This is a genomic window from Candidimonas humi (assembly GCF_019166065.1).
In the GTDB taxonomy this organism is placed as follows: Bacteria; Pseudomonadota; Gammaproteobacteria; order Burkholderiales; family Burkholderiaceae_B; genus Candidimonas; species Candidimonas humi.
In genome coordinates, this window is sequence record NZ_JAHTBN010000003.1 from 533,926 (window position 1) to 551,844 (window position 17,919).

Annotated in this window: 17 protein-coding genes; 13 read left to right on the forward strand and 4 right to left on the reverse strand. The window is 63.2% G+C overall.

Annotated features, from left to right (window positions below; all coding sequences use genetic code 11):
* Positions 1-57 precede the first annotated feature (57 nt).
* A complete protein-coding gene (locus KVP10_RS09495) occupies positions 58-594 on the reverse strand; it encodes a hypothetical protein (RefSeq protein ID WP_217964306.1) in 537 nt (178 codons plus the stop codon).
* A 309-nt stretch (positions 595-903) separates the two neighbouring features.
* On the opposite strand from KVP10_RS09495, the gene rpsO reads away from it, so the two are divergent.
* Positions 904-1,173, forward strand: coding sequence for a 30S ribosomal protein S15 (gene rpsO, locus KVP10_RS09500; RefSeq protein ID WP_217964307.1), 270 nt, complete (start codon positions 904-906; stop codon positions 1,171-1,173).
* Between the two features lie 175 nt (positions 1,174-1,348).
* A complete protein-coding gene (gene pnp / locus KVP10_RS09505; RefSeq protein WP_217964539.1) occupies positions 1,349-3,505 on the forward strand; it encodes a polyribonucleotide nucleotidyltransferase in 2,157 nt (718 codons plus the stop codon).
* Between the two features lie 223 nt (positions 3,506-3,728).
* Here pnp and KVP10_RS09510 read toward each other — a convergent pair whose 3' ends face one another.
* The 3 genes from KVP10_RS09510 to KVP10_RS09520 all read right to left on the reverse strand — a co-directional run bounded on the left by KVP10_RS09510 (position 3,729) and on the right by KVP10_RS09520 (position 6,939).
* Entirely contained in the window at positions 3,729-4,637 is a 909-nt protein-coding gene (locus tag KVP10_RS09510) for a Bug family tripartite tricarboxylate transporter substrate binding protein (protein ID WP_217964540.1), read from the reverse strand.
* 207 nt (positions 4,638-4,844) lie between these two features.
* On the reverse strand, positions 4,845-5,792 hold the full coding sequence (locus KVP10_RS09515) for a hydroxymethylglutaryl-CoA lyase (RefSeq protein ID WP_217964308.1): 948 nt from the start codon (positions 5,790-5,792) through the stop codon (positions 4,845-4,847).
* The gene (locus KVP10_RS09520; protein WP_217964309.1) at positions 5,785-6,939 is read right to left on the reverse strand and encodes a CaiB/BaiF CoA transferase family protein; all 1,155 of its coding nucleotides are present in this window, start codon (positions 6,937-6,939) and stop codon (positions 5,785-5,787) included. Before KVP10_RS09520 ends, KVP10_RS09515 begins: the two co-directional genes overlap by 8 nt.
* A 288-nt stretch (positions 6,940-7,227) precedes the next feature.
* Here KVP10_RS09520 and KVP10_RS09525 point away from each other — a divergent pair, with 288 nt between their 5' ends.
* From KVP10_RS09525 to KVP10_RS09575, 11 genes are all read left to right on the forward strand, one after another.
* Positions 7,228-8,127, forward strand: coding sequence for a LysR family transcriptional regulator (locus tag KVP10_RS09525; protein WP_217964310.1), 900 nt, complete (start codon positions 7,228-7,230; stop codon positions 8,125-8,127).
* Between the two features lie 37 nt (positions 8,128-8,164).
* A complete protein-coding gene (locus KVP10_RS09530) occupies positions 8,165-8,599 on the forward strand; it encodes a PaaI family thioesterase (protein WP_217964311.1) in 435 nt (144 codons plus the stop codon).
* A gap of 314 nt (positions 8,600-8,913) precedes the next feature.
* The gene (locus KVP10_RS09535) at positions 8,914-9,480 is read left to right on the forward strand and encodes an NADPH-dependent FMN reductase (RefSeq protein WP_217964312.1); all 567 of its coding nucleotides are present in this window, start codon (positions 8,914-8,916) and stop codon (positions 9,478-9,480) included.
* 866 nt (positions 9,481-10,346) lie between these two features.
* On the forward strand, positions 10,347-10,853 hold the full coding sequence (locus tag KVP10_RS09540) for a hypothetical protein (protein ID WP_217964313.1): 507 nt from the start codon (positions 10,347-10,349) through the stop codon (positions 10,851-10,853).
* A gap of 286 nt (positions 10,854-11,139) precedes the next feature.
* Positions 11,140-12,327: a CaiB/BaiF CoA transferase family protein gene (locus KVP10_RS09545; RefSeq protein ID WP_217964314.1), complete on the forward strand. Its 1,188-nt coding sequence runs from the start codon at positions 11,140-11,142 to the stop codon at positions 12,325-12,327.
* 36 nt (positions 12,328-12,363) lie between these two features.
* Positions 12,364-13,080 (forward strand): FadR/GntR family transcriptional regulator, encoded by a 717-nt coding sequence (locus KVP10_RS09550; protein ID WP_217964315.1) that lies wholly within the window; start codon positions 12,364-12,366, stop codon positions 13,078-13,080.
* Positions 13,073-13,888: an enoyl-CoA hydratase gene (locus tag KVP10_RS09555; RefSeq protein WP_217964316.1), complete on the forward strand. Its 816-nt coding sequence runs from the start codon at positions 13,073-13,075 to the stop codon at positions 13,886-13,888. The genes KVP10_RS09550 and KVP10_RS09555 overlap by 8 nt, the downstream gene beginning before the upstream one ends.
* 39 nt (positions 13,889-13,927) lie before the next feature.
* Positions 13,928-14,908, forward strand: coding sequence for a Bug family tripartite tricarboxylate transporter substrate binding protein (locus KVP10_RS09560; RefSeq protein ID WP_246600509.1), 981 nt, complete (start codon positions 13,928-13,930; stop codon positions 14,906-14,908).
* Between the two features lie 336 nt (positions 14,909-15,244).
* On the forward strand, positions 15,245-16,240 hold the full coding sequence (locus KVP10_RS09565) for a Bug family tripartite tricarboxylate transporter substrate binding protein (protein ID WP_217964317.1): 996 nt from the start codon (positions 15,245-15,247) through the stop codon (positions 16,238-16,240).
* Between the two features lie 58 nt (positions 16,241-16,298).
* Positions 16,299-17,087: an SDR family NAD(P)-dependent oxidoreductase gene (locus KVP10_RS09570; protein ID WP_217964318.1), complete on the forward strand. Its 789-nt coding sequence runs from the start codon at positions 16,299-16,301 to the stop codon at positions 17,085-17,087.
* On the forward strand, positions 17,078-17,905 hold the full coding sequence (locus KVP10_RS09575; RefSeq protein ID WP_217964319.1) for an alpha/beta fold hydrolase: 828 nt from the start codon (positions 17,078-17,080) through the stop codon (positions 17,903-17,905). Before KVP10_RS09570 ends, KVP10_RS09575 begins: the two co-directional genes overlap by 10 nt.
* Positions 17,906-17,919: the final 14 nt, after the last annotated feature.

Genomic DNA, 17,919 nt, shown 5'->3' on the forward strand with positions numbered 1-17,919 from the left:
ATGCAGTGCATCGACGGCAGTGCATCGAGGGCTGTAGGCATCTGGGCCGAAAATGCGCTAGAACATCGACCAGCGGTCGTGCTCGTACATCGGGTCGGGGCCGGGGTTGAAGTGGGTGACGTGCGAGCCGTCATGGCCGAAATACACGTACATCAGCGAATTCCAGACCGAGCCCTGGCGATAGCGGTAGCTCCAGACGAGTTGGTCGCTGGACGGCAGCCCTACCCGGTCGATGACGGCCGGAGGACCGAATTCGCAGCGTACACGTTCCTGGCTCCAGGTGCCCTTGGAAAGCAGGTTGAAGTGCTCGTCGCTGAGCAGCAGCGTGACCTTGCCGGTGCCGCCGGCGGCATCGACGTGCACGCCCCAGGCATATTGGCCCATGGGCTGCTGGGTCCAGATCAGGTGCTGGCCGCCGCCGGCGTCAGGGCACGAAAAATTGGGCCGGCCGTACTTGGCCTCGATCTGGGATAGCGGCGTGCCCGGCGGCAACTGGCTCATGTTGGCGCAGGCGCCCAGCGTGCCCAGCACGGCCAGCGCCAGGACGGCGCGCAGGGCGCGCGCCGGCGTGTAAGCGGGTTTATTGCGGATCATAGCCATGCTCCTGCGTCGATATTGGGCGTGCCCCGCGGCGGCGCCCGCTACGGTACCCGGCGAGCGGGCCAGCGTAGACTGCCGCTTATCCGCTATAATGCCGAAGTTCCAGGCGAATGTAAGCATGTGTGCGTCCCAGGGCGGATGTTTTTTCCGCGGATGCAGGCGGCTTGCGGGCAAGGCTCCGGCAAAATGCCGGCGCTCTGCGATACGCGCCGGGAACAAATCATTGTAGTGATAATCATTGTAGTTGTTCGTTAACGCCACGTCAGGGCACCTCGGCCCTGGCGCCAGTCAAAGAGGCCATAAATGTCTGTTTCCGACATCAAGAAATCCGATATCGTCGCGCAATATCAACGCGCCCAGGGCGATACCGGCTCCCCCGAAGTACAAGTAGCGCTGCTGACGGCTCGCATCAATGAGCTGACGGGCCATTTCAAGACTCACATGAAAGACCACCATTCGCGCCGCGGCCTGCTGCGCATGGTCAGCCGTCGCCGCAAACTGCTCGATTACCTCAAGGGCCGCAATCCCGATTCGTATCGCGCGCTGATCGAAAAGCTCGGTCTGCGTAAGTGATCCCGGGGCGGGCTCGCTGATGCAACCGTGGACGCTGCGATGGAATGTCGCGGGGTCCACGGTTTTTTATTTTCGGGCCGGCCTGCGGATACGAAACAGGACAAGCAGGGCTCACGTGGGCTCGGCCGCGCAAGCGGCACATGCGGAACCTTTTCTAAAGTAAGGATATTGTGTGATGTTCAATAAAGTGACGAAATCGTTCCAGTACGGCCAGCATACGGTCGTGCTGGAAACGGGCGAGATCGCCCGACAGGCCTCGGGCGCAGTGCTGGTGTCGGTCGACGACACCGTAGTGCTGGCCACCGTGGTCGCCGCCAAGAAACCCAGGGCCGGCCAGGACTTTTTCCCCCTGACGGTCGACTATGTCGAAAAGACCTACGCGGCCGGCCGTATTCCGGGCGGCTTCTTCAAGCGCGAAGGCAAGCCCTCTGAAAAAGAAACCCTCACCTCGCGCCTGATCGACCGGCCCCTGCGTCCGTTGTTCCCCGAAGGCTTCTACAACGACGTGCAGGTCATCATCCATACCGTCTCGGTCAATCCCGAAGTCGATCCCGACATCCCTGCGATGATCGGCGCGTCGGCCGCGCTGGCCATTTCCGGCATCCCCTTCAACGGCCCCATCGGCGCGGCCCGCGTCGGCTATGTCGACGGCCAGTACGTGCTCAACCCCACCACCGCGCAGCTCAAGGATTCGAAAATGAATCTGGTGGTGGCCGGCACCGAAGCCGCCGTGCTGATGGTCGAATCCGAAGCGCAGCAACTGTCCGAAGACGTGATGCTGGGCGGCGTGGTTTTCGGCCACGAGCAAATGCAGGCAGCCATCAACGCCATTCACAGCCTGGTCGCTGAGGCCGGCAAGCCCGAATGGGATTGGCAGCCCGCGCCGCGCAATGAAGCCCTGATCGCGGCCGTTTCCGCCGCTGCCCAGGAAAATCTGAACGCCGTCTATCAGATCCGCGAGAAGCAGGCCCGCACCGCCAAGCTGCGCGAAGTCTATGCCGACGTCAAGGCCAAGCTGGCCGAGCAGGCCGCCGCCCGCGGCGAAGCCGAGCCCGACGGCGTCGAGGTCGACAACATCCTGTTCGACCTGGAAGCGCGTATCGTGCGCGGCCAGATCCTGAACGGCGAGGCCCGCATCGACGGCCGCGACACGCGCACCGTGCGCCCCATCGCGATCCGCCTGGGCGTGCTGCCGCGCGCTCACGGCAGCGCCCTGTTCACCCGCGGTGAAACGCAGGCCCTGGTGGTCGCTACCTTGGGCACCAAGCAGGACGAGCAGATCATCGACTCGATCATGGGCGAGCACCGCGACCGCTTCATGCTCCACTACAACATGCCGCCGTTCGCCACCGGCGAAACCGGCCGCTTCGGCGTGCCCAAGCGCCGCGAAATCGGCCACGGCCGCCTGGCCAAGCGCGCGCTGATATCGCTGCTGCCCGAACCGCAAGACTTCCAGTACACGATCCGCGTGGTCTCCGAAATTACCGAATCCAACGGCTCGTCGTCGATGGCATCGGTGTGCGGCGGCTCGCTGGCCATGATGGACGCCGGCGTGCCCATCAAGGAACACGTGGCCGGCGTGGCCATGGGCCTGATCAAGGACGGCGGCAAGTTCGCCGTGCTGACTGACATCCTGGGCGACGAAGATCACCTCGGCGACATGGACTTCAAGGTGGCCGGTACCGTGCATGGCATCACCGCCCTGCAGATGGACATCAAGATCCAGGGCATCACCAAGGAAATCATGCAGGTGGCGCTGGCCCAGGCCCGCGAAGGCCGCATGCACATCCTGGGCAAGATGCGCGACGCCCTCGAAGGCTCGCGCACCGAACTGTCGGAATTCGCGCCGCGCATGCTTTCGGTCAAGATCAATCCCGAGAAGATCCGCGACGTGATTGGCAAGGGCGGCGCCACCATTCGCGCCCTGACCGAGGAAACCGGCACCCAGATCGACATCGCCGACGATGGCGTCATCACCATCTCCAGCGCCGATCTGGACAAGGCTCGCGAAGCCGAGCGCCGCATCAAGGAACTCACCGCCGATGTCGAAGTCGGCCAAGAGTACGAAGGCCCGGTGCTGCGCCTGCTGGACTTCGGCGCAATCGTGCAAGTGCTGCCCGGCCGCGACGGCCTGCTGCACATTTCCGAAATCGCCAACTACCGCATCGCCAACATCAACGATGTGCTGAAAGTGGGCCAGGTCGTGCGCATCAAGGTCATCGAGGCCGACGACAAGGGCCGCCTGCGCCTGTCCATGAAGGCTATCGGCGGGATCGAAGCCCAGGGCGGCCCGCAAGGCCCCGCCACGGCAAATTCGGGAACCGCCGCCTGAAGGCGACAAGCCCCGCAAGGCGGGGCAGGGCCGCAGCAGTGCTTGCGGTTCTGCCCTTGCCGAATAAAAAACGCCACGATGGTCTCGTGGCGTTTTTTTTACTGTGCTGTATCGAGCTTGTGCTCCGGTGGTGGGTCGTGGCCTGCGAAGGCTGCGCGGGCCGGCCCAGGCCTGCGCCCGCGCCACGTCGCGGCGGCTTATGCCGGCCGCGCCGTGATCACGTTCATTCCGGCTGGATGCCCGCCTTCTTGATGATGTCCCCCCACTTCTTCGATTCGGTGATCTGGAAGTTCATCAGGCCTTCGGGTGTGGTGTTGATCGCTTCGGCGCTGGTATTGGTGTAGTAGGTCTTGACGACCTGCGAGGACGATGCCTTGACGAACATTTCGTGCAGGCGCTTCTGCAGTTCCGGCGAGGCGCCCTTGGGCAGATAGGCGGCCGTCCAGTAGGACATGTCGTAGCCCTTGACGCCGCTTTCGCTGACCGTGGGCACATCGGGTGCTGAGGCCAGGCGCCGCGTGCCGCTGACCGCCAGCGCGCGCAGCTTGCCGCCGTTCATTTGCGGCAGCGCGGTGGACGTGTCCGCGAACATGAAGTCTATCTGACCGCCCAGCAGGTCGACGATGGACTTGGGGTTGCTGGTGTAGGGCACGTTGACGATATCGGTTCCGGTCATCTGCTTGAGCAGTTCGCCGGCGACGCGGCTGGACGAGCTGCCGCTGCCGAAGTTCAATTTGCCGGGCGCCTTGCGGGCCGCGGCGATCAGGTCGGAGACTGTCTTGTAGGGCGACTTGGGGTTCACCAGCAGGAACATATAGCCCTTGGAGAGCAGCGTGATGGGCGTGAAGTCCTTGACCGGGTCATAGGACAGTTTCTTGAACAGGTGCTCGTCGGCGGCCTGCGTGGTGTTGGTCGTCAGCATCAGCGTGTAGCCGTCGGCCGGGGCCTTGGCCACGTACTGGGCGGCGATCATGCCGCTGGCTCCGCCTTTGTTCTCGACCACGATCTCGGCGCCGAATTCGGTGCTCAGGGCCTGGGCGTAGGCGCGCGCTTGCTGGTCGGTGCCGCTGCCGGCGCCGAAGGGCACGACCAGCGTGATGGGCTTGCCGGGGGCGGGGTAGCTTGCCGCCATGCCGGCTCCGGCCGCAAGGCTCAGGCCCAGCCCCAGGCCGAGCGCGGCCAGGGTCCGCAAGCCGCTGCGCCGCCCGGCGCGCAAGGCTTGGGCTGTGTCAGCGGCGGCTGCGGCTGTGGTGGCTTGTCTGCGGTCGGCGCGTATCGGTGTTCGCATCATCAGGTCTCCTGTCTGGTATTCGATGGGTACTGTTGTCGTTCGTAGGTTTTATTGAGTGCGCCAGCGCGTCAGCGTGCCGCCGCGCATCAGCTTGCCGGGCAGCGGATGGCCCACGAGTTCTTCGGCGTAGCGCGCGCATTCGGCCAGGGCGTCCAGGTCCACGCCGGTTTCTATGCCCATTTCCTCGCACATGAACGCCAGGTCTTCGGTGCAGATATTGCCGGCTGCGCCCTTGTGGCCAGCGAAGGGGCAGCCCCCCAGGCCGGCACAGGAACTGTCGAAGGTGTCGATGCCGAACTGCAGGCCGACCAGGGCATTGGCCATGGCCGTGCCGCGCGTATCGTGCAGATGCAGCCCCAGGCGCAGCTCGGGCCACTTGTCGCGTATGGCGCCCAGCAGCGTGGCCACGGATTTCGGGTTGGCCCAGCCCACCGTGTCGGCCAGCCGCAGTATCGGCAGTTGCAGGCCATAGCCTTCGACGAAGTCCAGCAACTGGGCAATGCGTTCGACCACGCGGGTGGCCGGGATTTCGCCTTCCAGGTTGCAGCCGAAAGCGGTGGTGACGATGCCGCCGGACAGCGGAATATTGTTTTCGATGCAGTATTGCAGCGTGGCGCCTTGTTCCTGCAGCGATTCTTCGACATTCCTGCCGTTGTTGCTGAGGGAAAATGCATCCGAGCCACTGGTGCGCACATAGCCTTCGGTGTGCAAGGGCGTCTGCAGCGCGCGCAGCAGGCCGCGGTGGTTGAGCCACAGGCCGGTGTAATGCACATCGTCGCGCTGGTGGATGGCGCCGGCCACGTCCTCGGCGTCGGCCATGGTGGGCACGCGCCGGGGATTGACGAACGATACGCACTGGATCTCGGTCAGCCCGGTTTCGGCCAGCATTTGTATGAAGCGCACCTTGTCGGCGCTGGCGATGGGGCCGGGCTCGATCTGGAAGCCTTCGCGCGGCCCTTCTTCGTGGATATGAATACGGCGGGGCAGATCAGACATGGTCTTCTCCTGTGAGATTGGGCGGCAAATCGAATTCGGTATTGTGCTGGCCCAGCCTGGGCGCCGGGCCGCGGCGTGTCGGCCGCGCGCCGTCGACCGAGAACGGCAGGGCGGTGAGCCGGAAGTCTTCGCCGGGCACTTCGCGCAGTTGCTGCAGGGCGCGCACCTGGGGGTGGTCCAGGGCTTCCGGGATGGTATGGATGGGGGCGCAGGGCACGCCGGCCGCCTCGAAGCGGGCCAGCCAGTCGGCGCGGGAACGGGCGCGCAGCCGAGGGACGATCTGCGCCAGCAGTTCGTCTTTGTTGCGCAGGCGCGCGCGGTTTGTGGCGTAGCGTTCGTCGCTGGCCCAGGAGTCGCAGTCCAGCTCGTGGGCGAACTTGGCAAACAGGCGGTCGTTGCCGCAGCACACCAGCAGCGGCGTATCGGCGGTCTCGAAGGCTTCGTAGGGAACAAAGCCTGGGTGTCCGGAGCGATGGCGCACCGGCAGCTTGCCCTCGTTGGTATAGGCATCGGCCTTCTGGCCCGTCCAGACCATGGCGGTTTCCAGCAGCGAGGCGTCGATGACGCCGCCCTGGCCCGTGCGGTGGCGCCGTTCGAGTAGCGCCAGCGCGCCGATCACCGCCCACATGCCCGTGCCCTGGTCGCATACCGAGGCGCCGGTGCGCATGGGCGGATCGTCCGGGCCGCCGTTGATGCTGGACAAGCCGCTGAAAGCCTGTACCAGGGGTTCGTATCCGGGGCGCGCCGCCATGGGCCCGGTGTGGCCGAAGGCCGAGATCGCGCAGTAGATCAGCCGCGGATGCCGCGCGCACAGAGCCGGGCCGTCGATGCCCAGGCTGGCCGTGACGCCCGGGCGCAGATTGTGCACCAGGATATCGGTTTGCGCGGCCATGCGCTCGAAGGCGGCCATGCCGTCCGCCGACTTCAGGTCTATGGTTATCGACTTCTTGCCGCAATTGAAAACGTGGAAGTTCAGGGCGTCTCCGTGGCGGAAGGCGGGCCCCATGCGGCGCGCATCGTCGCCGCCGTCCGGGCGTTCGAGCTTTACCACTTCCGCTCCCAGGTCGGCAAAGATGGCGCCCGCGAAAGGCCCGGCCAATACCTGGCCCAGTTCCAGCACGCGTATGCCTTGAAGAATTCCGCTCATCGGTTTTCGTACACTCCTTTCCCTATGCGTAGCCGGGCGGGCTTGCGGCGCATGGCCACGGCTGCCCACATGCCATTCTGGCGCCAGCCTGTTGATATGTGAATTACAATGTTTTTATAAATTTGATAACCTGAATGGATCAATCCGCCAGGCGGTACGCGATAAAGGGCCGGCCCGGCGGCCCAAGCCGGGCGACAAAGGGGCCTGCCGAGGCTGCCTTGCCGGTGGCCGGTGCGCGTTGGCCGGCAAGGCCGGATCCGTCCAGGATACGTCCTATCGGAGCCTCCCATGAGAATCAAGCTCACTTTGCAGCAGCTCGAGGCCTTCGCCATGGTGGCGACCAAGCGCAACTTCCGCGCCGCGGCGCAGGCTTTGCATGTGTCGCAGCCGGCCCTGACCCGGACCATCAAGCTGGTCGAGGGCGTGGTCGGCGCCCAGTTGTTCGACCGCGACACGCGCCACGTCAGCATCACTGCGGCCGGGGCGGAGCTCTTGCCCATCGCACTGCGCATATTGGACGACTTCAACAGCGCCTTCAGCGAACTGTCGCAATTCCTGGAAGGGCGCAGCGGTCACATTACCGTGGCCGCCTTGCCCTCGGTGGGGATCGCGCTGCTGCCCAATGCCATCGCGGCATTTCGCCGGCAGTATCCGCAGGTCAGCTTTTCATTGCTGGAGGGGCCGGCCGAGGTGCTGCGCGGCCACGTGAACGAGGGCAGGGCGGATTTCGCCATCGGGGTACCTTCGGAGCCGGATGCCGCGCAGCGCTACCTGCCGCTGCTGGACGACCCCTTCGTATTGCTGTGCCATCGCGACGACCCGCTTGCCGCCCAGGCCTGGGCGCCATGGTCGGCATTCGCCGCGCGGCCATTCATAGCCAGCATGCCCAACAGCAGCATCCGCCCCATCACCGACGCCGTGTTCCTGCAAAAGGGCATGCATGTGGTTCCGGCGCTGGAAGCCCCCAGCATCGCGGCCAATGGCGCGCTCGTGGCTGCCGGTCTGGGCGTGTCGGCCGTGCCGCGGCTGGCCCTGCACCTGACCAAGAACGACGATCTGGCGCCGGTGCCGCTGCAGCGTCCCGCCGTATCGCGTTCGATAGGCCTGATCACGCGCATAGGGCGTTCGCTGTCGCCGGCCAGCCAGGCCTTCATGGACGCATTGATCGCGAGCATACGGGCGCTATGATGGCGTCTACTCGAAGACGCAGAATCGGAGCCTGTCCATGAGCGATACCCAACAACGAGTCGCGTCCAGCTTCGCCGCGCAGGGGCTCATGCAGACCCTGGGCGCGGAACTGGTGCTGGTGGAAGACGGCGAAGTGCATATCGCGCTTGCCTTTTCGGGGCACTTGTCCCAGCAGCATGGTTTCGTGCATGCCGGCGCCATCACCAGTATCGTCGACAGCGCCTGCGGCTACGCGGCGCTGACCAAGGCGCCGCCGGGCAGCGAAGTGGTTACCGCCGAATTCAAGATCAATTTCCTGAGGCCCGCGGCGGGCGACCGTTTTCTCGCCATAGGCAAGGTGCAGAATGCGGGCAAGTCTCTTGCCGTGTGCACGGGCGAGGTCCGCGCCTTCAAGCACGGAGAGTCGGCTTACAAGGTAATCGCCCTGATGCAGGCCACCGTCGCCAACGTCGCCTACGCCACGAAGAAATAGCGCTGGCCGGATCTCTCCGGTCTGATGGCGTCAATCAAGTGGCGCCGATCAAGCGGCTCCGATCAAGCGGCTCCGATCAAGTGGCGTCGATCAAGTGGCGCCAGCCTCGAGCGTGCCGGCCGTGAGCCCATGGCCGTGCACGGGTGGCCGTATCCTTGCTGCCTCGCGCCTTGTCGCGCCGCAGCCCGACGGCGCCGGGATATGATAGCGCCTGGTATGCCGGAGGACGGATCCCGTTGACCGCGCAAGCGCTGCCGAAGTCCTGCGGCTTGCTCAAGGCGGCCTCGCCGCAACGATTTCATAATGGAGATGTCATGTCGCTCAAGCTTCACATCGTTATTTGCAGCACCCGGCCCGGGCGCGTCGGGCCGTCGGTTGCCCGCTGGTTTCACGAGTATGCCCGCCAGCATGGCGGGTTCAATGCCGAATTGGTCGATCTTGCCGATTTCAATCTGCCGATCTATGACGAACCGGTGCATCCCCGCATGCAGCAATACGAACACGAGCACACGAAGCGGTGGAGCAAGAGCGTAGCCGCGGCCGACGCCTATGTGTTCGTCACGCCCGAGTACAACTACAGCCCCCCGCCGTCGCTGATCAATGCCCTGGACTACGTATACCGCGAATGGAATTACAAGCCTTGCGGCTTTGTGGGCTATGGCGGCGTCTCCGGCGGCGTGCGCGCCGTGCAAATGGCGAAATTGCACGCCACTACGCTGAAAATGATGCCCATGGTAGAAGGCGTCATGGTGCCCGTGGTTGCCAGCCATATCAATGACAGCGGCGTTTTCGGCTCGAACGAGCTGATCGACGCTTCGGCCAAAACCATGCTCGACGAACTGGTCCGCTGGGCCGACGCCTTGAAGCCCTTGCGCGCGTAAAGAGAAGTATTCGGCCGCCGCTGTTCGCGCGAATAGTGTCTATTCGTGCGGCGTGGCCGGCCATGCCTGGCCCACGCCGATAGCGGGCGAGCGAAAGAGGGTGGTGCCCGAGACCGGAATCGAACCGGTACGCCTTGCGGCGAGGGATTTTCTTCCCGCTACGGCTTTCGCCGCCCGCGCTTGGAGCGCGGTTCGTGGGCTGGAGCACGCCTTCACCATGGCCTTGCGGCTGTAGGTGCCCGCCGTCTGCTCTCTACACCTTCCCGGCCTTGCGGTCCGGGCTTGGCTCGGCGTTGGCTCGGATGCCGCGGCATCCAGGGCGTTCGCCGACTTTGACGGGCGTCACTTCGGGTGTTTCCCCCCGAAGGCTCAAATTGTTCAAGTCCCTTGTGTCTACCAATTTCACCACTCGGGCGTGGCATCGCTCCGGCCGGCTTGGCCGCGGGCGCAAAAGGCAAGATTGTGGCACGAAGTGCCGTTTCCTGCATGGCGCCTGACGGCTGTGCGTCATGACGGGCGCACGGGTATTTTAGTCGACGCACATGCCGCAGGCTTGCGCAGCGATGGGCGTTGGAGTGGAAGCAGGCGTCTTTCATCCCGGGGCCGGCGGCAATGGCCACGATCGTAGACAGCATCTGGCGATATCGGGCGTCGAAACGGGAATCGGTTTGAGGTCTCGAAATGGATTGAAATAGGTGTAGACAAAGGTATCGACACAGGGCGTGCCGGCACCGCGCTATTTGGGTAATATATTCAGCTTGTTGTAGGGTTCGGGCCGAACCGCCGCTGGGCGCCTGACGGAAAGCGCCGGATTCTTCACGCAAGACTCGAAAGCCGATATCCAATCGCCCACAGGAAACACAGTAGTGAAAAACTTCTTGAATCGCTATGCCACGCCCCTGACCACGGGGTTTTTTATTGTCTCGACCATTTCGGGGGTGGCCCTGTTCTTCCATTGGCAGTCGAGCACCTTTCATTCGATGCACGTATGGCTCAGCATGGTGTGGCTCCTGCCTTTCGTCTTTCACGTCTGGAAAAACTGGAACGCCCTGGTGGCCTACGCCCGGCGCAAGACTCTTGTCATTCCCATCGTGTTCAGCATAGTCGTGGCCCTTCCCTTCGCTTATTCGGGGGCGACGAACTCCCGGCGCGGGGGTAATCCGGCGTTCCAAGCCGCTGCGCTGATGACCCAGGCCCGGGTTGCGGACCTCGCGCCCGTCCTGAAGACCACCCCCGATGCCTTGATCGCATCCTTGAAAAACAAGGGATACCAGGCCGAGTCGGCCGATCAGACCCTTGCCGCCATAGCCACAAGCGCGGGCAAGCCGCCGACCGAAGTATTGCGCGCCGTGTTGCCGGCACGCCAGCGATAGCTGCAATGATGCCCATGCTCATGGGCATCGCCGCCCGCGGCTGCGGGCACCCTTTCTAGCCGGGGCGTTGCGCCAGGCTGTACGCCTGGTCTGCCGCCGTCGCCCCGTCGCCCCGTCGCCCCGTCGCCCCGTCGCCCCGTCGCCCCGTCGCCCCGTCGCCCCGTCGCCCCGTCGCCCCGTCGCCCCAATTTTCATCATCGGTATGCATTGACATGTGGGAATTACAGGACATAGAATGTCCAACAACCAACAAGTAATCGCATTGCATTTCTGACCGGGAGCCGTTGTGAAGCAGGGAACCGCCAAGCCGTTGGAACGTTTTACCGTATTGGATCTGACTCGCGTACGCTCGGGCCCCGCTGCAGTGAGGCAGTTCGCCGATTGGGGCGCCCGGGTCATAAAGATCGAAGACCCGGGCATCCGCGCCGACGACAAGCCGGGCGGCCCGACCCAGGTCGCCGACTACCAGAACACGCATCGCAACAAACAAAGCATCGCCCTGAATCTCAAGCATCCCAAGGGCAAGGCGCTGTTTCTCGAACTGGTGAAGCAGGCCGATGTCGTGGTCGAGAATTACCGCCCCAATGTCAAACACAAGCTCGGCATCGATTATGAGTCGCTGCGGCAGGTCAACCCGCGCCTGGTGTATGCCAGTGTGTCGGGCTTCGGCCAGGATGGCCCCTACAGCCTGCGTCCGGGCCTGGACCAGATCGCCCAGGGCCTGAGCGGCATGATGTCCGTTACCGGCGAGCCCGGCCGCGGCCCCATGCGGGCCGGCATTCCGGTCGCCGACCTTACCGCTGGCCTGTTTTGCGCGATCGGGATCCTTATCGCGCTGCTCGAGCGCGAGCAATCGGGCCAGGGGCAATGGGTGCATACCTCTTTATTGCAGGCCCAGCTCTGGATGATGGATTTCCAGGCCATGCGCTGGCTCATGAACAAAGAAGTGCCCGCGCAAAGCGGCAACGACCATCCCACCAGCAGTCCCACCGGGGTGTTTCCGACCCGTGACGGCTATATGAATATCGCTGCAATGGGCAACGATATTTTCGCGCGCCTGTGCAAAGTGCTGGACCGGAACGATCTGATAAGCGACGAGCGCTTCCTGACCGTGCCGTTGCGGGCCAAGTTCCGCGCCGACCTGAATCAGGCCATTGCCGAGCGCACGCGGCTCAAGACTACCGAAGAATGGATCGACTTGATGAATGAGGCCGGGGTGCCTTGCGGGCCCATCCTGTCGATGGACCAGACGTTCGAAAACCCGCAGGTGCGCCATCTGGGCATGGCCAGCACCTTGAATCACCCGAAACTGGGCGACATACAGATAATGGGGCCCGCGGTCAATTTCAGCCGCTCGCAACGGGGCGAGCTGAAACCCGCCCCCGAGCATGGCGAGCACACCGAGTCGGTTTTTGCCGAGTTGGGGCTGTCGAAGGAGGAGCTCGCAGCGTTGAGGGCGGAAGGAGTGATATAAGAACCATGTTTCTCACTCTGGTTCCTGGCGACCGATATGTTTACTTCCTTCGAAAGACCCGACAACCTTCCCGACGCGATTGCCCAGCAGATTCGCTTGAAAATCCTGGCGGGCGACTTCGAACAGGGCGCGAAACTGCCGACGGAATACGAACTGTCCGAGATTTTCAAGGTCAGCCGCAACGTCGTCAGGGAAGCCATTGCGCGGCTCAAGCTCAATGGCTTGATCGAGACCCGCCGCGGCATAGGTTCGTTCGTGTCGCAGAACGCCTTGGCCAGGAGATTCGAAGTCCTCGCGGAAGATCTTCTGGATCTCGACCAGCTCAAGCAGATATATCAGTTGCGCATCGAGATCGAATCGGGCGCTGCGGCTTTGGCCGCCGAGCACCGGACCGAGGCGCAGTTGGCCGCCCTCGAGGAAGCCTTGGCTCGTTCGGATGTGGCAGGCGGTGATTGGGAACGCGGGGCCGAGGCGGCGATGAAATTCCACCTGGCCGTGGCCCAGTGTTCGAACAATTTTTATTTCATCCAGCTTATGGAACATCTGAGTTATGTCATCCATAAGGCGGTTCGCACATTGCGCTACAGCAGCACCGGCACCGAAAGAATAGGGCGCGTCGAATACGAACACCATGCCGTGGTCGATGCGATCCGGCAAGGCGATGCGGAGCAGGCGCGGCAGGCCATGCGCATGCATCTGAGCAACGGCATGGCCCGTTACAGCTATATGCAGGGAGATACCAAGAATGGGTAGGGAACGTTTGTTCGCGGGGCAGATCACCGATGGATTGATCGTAGAGACGGACGGCCATACCGGCTGGATAACGTTCAACGATCCGGGCCGGCACAATGCCGTTTCCTTCGATATGTGGGCGGCCATTCCGATTGCCTTGAAGCATTTCGAAGACGATGCGGACATACGCAGCGTAGTGCTGACCGGGGCCGGCGAAAAAGCGTTCGTCAGCGGCGCCAATATTTCGCAGTTCGAGAAATTGCGCACCGGCACGGCTGCGGTGGAAGAATACGAAGTCGTAGCGGAAAATGCGCAGTTGTCGCTGCACAGTTTTTCCAAACCAACTATCGCCCGCATCAATGGCTACTGCATAGGCGGCGGCTTGAATATCGCACTGTGCTGCGACATACGCCTGGCCAGCGATATTTCGATATTTTCGATTCCCGCGGCGCGGCTTGGCCTGGGGTACCGCTACTCGGCCATACAGAACCTGGTGCGCGCGGCCGGTACGGCCAATGCGCTCGAGATATTCATTACCGCGGCCAAGTACCCGGCGCAGCAGGCCATGGACCGCGGCCTGGTGCACGCGGTGTGCGAGAAAGACAAGCTGGACGCCCTGGTCGACACCTACCTGAGCCAGATCAATGCCAACGCGCCCTTGACCATGGCCGTAGGCAAAAAAATGATCAAGCTGCTGGCCGAGCGCGATGCCAAGATCGACCCGGACCAAATGAAAGCATTGGTACTGCAGTGCTTCGAGAGCGAAGACTACAAAGAAGGTAAAGCGGCTTTTGCGCAAAAAAGGCCGCCCGTATTTAAAGGTCGTTGAAATTAAAGGCCGCTAAAGGCCAATCCCAGGAGGAAGTCAATGAAGGCAAACAAGATGGTTGCCAAGGGGACGCTTTGCGCGTCGATTATGGCACTGAGCATGTCCGCCGCGCTGGCGGCGTATCCGGATCAACCGATACATGTCGTGGTCGGCTATTCCGCCGGCGGGACCACCGACATACTGGCCCGGGCATTGGGCGAGCAGTTGTCCAAGATACTGAAGACGCCCGTGGTGGTCGAGAACAAGCCAGGCGCCGCCGGCAGCATTGCTGCGGCCTACGTCTCGAATTCGAAGCCGGACGGCTACACTTTGTTCATCGCCACGGTGTCCAGCCATGGCATCAATCCGGCCTTGTACAAGAAGCTGGGCTACGAGCCGGTCAAGGGCTTCGCGCCGGTTTCCATGCTGGCCTCGATTCCGCTGGTCCTGATCGCCAATCCGAAGCTGAAATTCAAAACCGTGCAAGACCTGGTCGACGCAATCAAGGCCAAGCCCGGCACGTTCAACTATTCGTCCAGCGGCAATGGTTCTCCGGTGCATATCGCCGGGGCCATGTTTGCCGACCAGGCCCACCTGAAGGCAGTGCACGTGCCCTATCGAGGCGGGGCGCTGGCCAACACCGCCGTCATATCGGGGGATGTGCAATACAGTTTCGCCACGCTGCCCGCGGCGCTGCCCCAGGTGAAGGCGGGCACCGTGACGGCTTTGGCGGTGACCACCAAGAAACGGTCTCCGCAGTTGCCGGACGTTCCCACCGTGGCCGAGAACAAGAATTTCCCCGGCTACGAGATCAATACCTGGAACGCTTTGCTGGCGCCGGCGGGCACGCCGGAAGCGACCGTCAAGAAGCTGAACGCCGCCGTGGTCGAGGCCATGAATACCAAGAAGCTGCAAACCACTTTCAAGTCGCAAGGGGCGGAGCCCGAAAGCAGTACTCCCCAGGAGCTGCAAGCCTTCATCGGCGAGCAGTTGGCGCATTGGAAGACTGTCATGGACAAGCTGAACATACACCTCAACTGATCCCCGGCGCCCGGCCCGTGCGTGTTGACGAGGCCATGCTTCTGCGGGGCAAGTGCCTCGCTTCGACGCGGCATCGGGTGCTGGCCCTTGCCGGGCGTGCCTGTTCGGGCTTGTTCCAGCAAGTGTTTGCCTTGCACGCACGCCGGGGCCCGAACCGGGCGTCCGATCATCAGGCCGTACAGTTATTAAAAAAATGAATTTGCCACGCACCGGGCGAGGCGCGCATAGTGTGCGTGGTGCAGTGGCGAAACCGGCCTGGCGACTGAAGAGTGCCGTTCCGAATTCATATATCGATAACATCCGGGGAAAAACCCGGAGCCACACAAGGAGACAAAAATGATTGCGATGTTTCGTAAGAGCGCCTTGGCCTGCACGCTGGCCGCGACTTCTGTTTTGCTGGCCTGCGGTACGGCCGGCGCGGCGCCGGCGGCACAATATCCGACCCATAGCGTGCATGTGGTCGTGCCTTTCCCGCCGGGTGGTTCCAACGACGTCATTGCCCGCATCCTGACGCAGAAGCTCACCCAGAATACAGGCCAGGCCTTTGTCGTCGAGAACCGCGGCGGCGCGGGCGGGAACGTGGGGTCCGGCATAGTGGCCGAGTCTCAGCCGGACGGCTATACCTTGCTCTTGACGGCCTCGCCGCCGCTGACATCGAATGTCGCGCTATACAAAGACATACCGTTCAATCCGACGAAGGATTTCGCGCCGGTTGCCCTGATCGCGTCCGTGCCTATCGTTCTGGTGGCCAATCCATCCACCGGCATCACCACATTGAAGGGCCTGATCGCCAAGGCCAAGGCGCACCCCGGCACGCTCAATTTCGGCTCCTCGGGCAATGGCTCGACCAACCACCTGGCGGGCGAACTGCTCAAGCACAAGGCCGGCATCGACATCATCCATGTCCCCTACAAGGGCGCCGCGCCGGCGCTGAATGACTTGCTGGCTGGACACATACAAATCATGTTCGACAATTTGCCCGCCTTGCTGCCTCACATCCGGGCCAAGGCTATCAACGCCATTGCAGTGGCGGGCCAGCACCGGGTCAGCGTGCTGCCGGGCGTACCGACGGTGTCCGAAGCCGGTGTTCCGGGCTTTGACGCCAGCGCCTGGTTCGGCCTGGTAGCGCCCGCCAAGACCCCGCCCGCCGTGCTTGCCCAGCTGCGGGCCGAAGTCGAGACCGCATTGAAGGCCCCCGACGTGAAGAAGCGCTTCGAGGATCTCGGCGCCCAGCCCGGCACCTTGTCGGGCGAAGCGTTCCGGAAATTCATGGCCGACGAAACCTCGAAATGGGTTGAAATCATCAAGATATCCGGAGCCCGGGTCAACTGATATCGGGCGTGTCGCAGCGCGACAGCGCTTTCAAGACTATGCGGGAAAGGAAAGAGTCATGGATCTACAACTGGACGGAAAAGTTGCCGTGGTCACGGGCGGAAGCCTGGGGATAGGGAACGCCATTGCAGGGGAGCTGGCCCGCGAAGGTGCCCGTGTCATGATCGTGGCGCGAGATGCACAGCGTACCAGCGACGCCGCACAAGAGCTGTCGCAGCAGGCGGGCACGCAAGTGCTGGCTTGCAGCGGGGACATGATGGATCCATCGTCCATAGACTGCGTAATGGCGCAGGCGCGCGAGGCCCTGGGGCCTGTCGACATCCTGGTCAATAATGCGGGGTCGTCGCCCATGGGCACGATCGCCGCGACCCCCGATGCGGTTTGGGAAAAATGCCTCAACCTGAAGCTGCTGGGCTATATGCGCTGCGCGCGCAATGTGCTGCCGGAAATGCGCGCGCGGCGCTGGGGGCGTATCGTCAACATCATCGGGCGCAGCGGCCACCAGCCCCGCGCCGCCTACATGGCGGGCGGCGCGGTCAATGCCGCGCTGCTGAATTTCACCTTGGCGCTGGCCGAAGAATGCGCCCCCGACAATGTGCTGGTCACGGGTGTCAATCCGGGGCCGATACAAACCCCACGCTGGGACACCTTGGTGTCGCAGAGCGCGGCGCTTAGCGGCACGAATGCCAATGCGGCCAATGCCGCGGCCGTCGCATCCGTGCCGCTGGGCCGTGTCGGCCAGCCTCATGAAATATCCGGGATGGTGGCTTTCCTGTGCTCGGAACGGGCTTCGTTCGTTACCGGCACATGTATCAATATCGACGGTGGAGGAACACGATGCATCTGAAGACTGCGCAAGTATCCAAAGTCCGCGTGAGCGACGATTGCGAACTGGCCGTGCGCGTGGACGACTATGTACGGCCGTGGGATCACAAAGCCCCCGTGCTCATGCTGCACGGGTTGGCCGAAAGCGGCGAAGCCTTTCGCTCCTGGGTGCCGCACCTGGCCTTGCAGCATGTCGTCATACGCCCCGATCTGCGCGGATATGGCGACTCGACACCCATGGCGGACGACTACGCCTACCGTTTCGATGGCCTGGGGCGAGACATCATCAAGCTGCTGGACGAGCTGGCGCTGGATCGTGTTTTCCTGGTTGGCGGCAAGATCGGCGGCACGCTTGCCATGCACCTTGCGGCACGTTATCCCGAGCGGGTCATCGCGGTGGCGGCGGTCGGTGCGCCAGTGTCGCTGACGTCCTTCTCCGAGCGCGCGCCCACCTGGCGCGGCCAGATCCGCGAGCGTGGCGTGAATTGGTGGGTACGCGACACTACCGTGGGGCGCCTGGGCACATCCCTGCCGCCGGCGGCCATCGAGTGGTGGGTGAACCTGATGTCCAAGACTCCGGCTTCCACGCTGGAGGCTTTCCTGAAAATGGTGCCGACCGTCGACGCCACCAAGGATGTCCCGCATATCCAGTGCCCCACCGTAGTGATCACGACTACCGGATCCGGCCTGGGCAGCGTCGATACGGTAAAGGCCTGGCAGCAGACGATTCCGAATTCCGTGCTGGAAGTGTTGCCCGCCGATTCCTATCACGTGGCCGCGACGCATCCCGACGAATGCGCTGCCATCGTCAGCCGTTATTTTGCGGGCATAGCTGGGTAATATCGCGGCGGCTA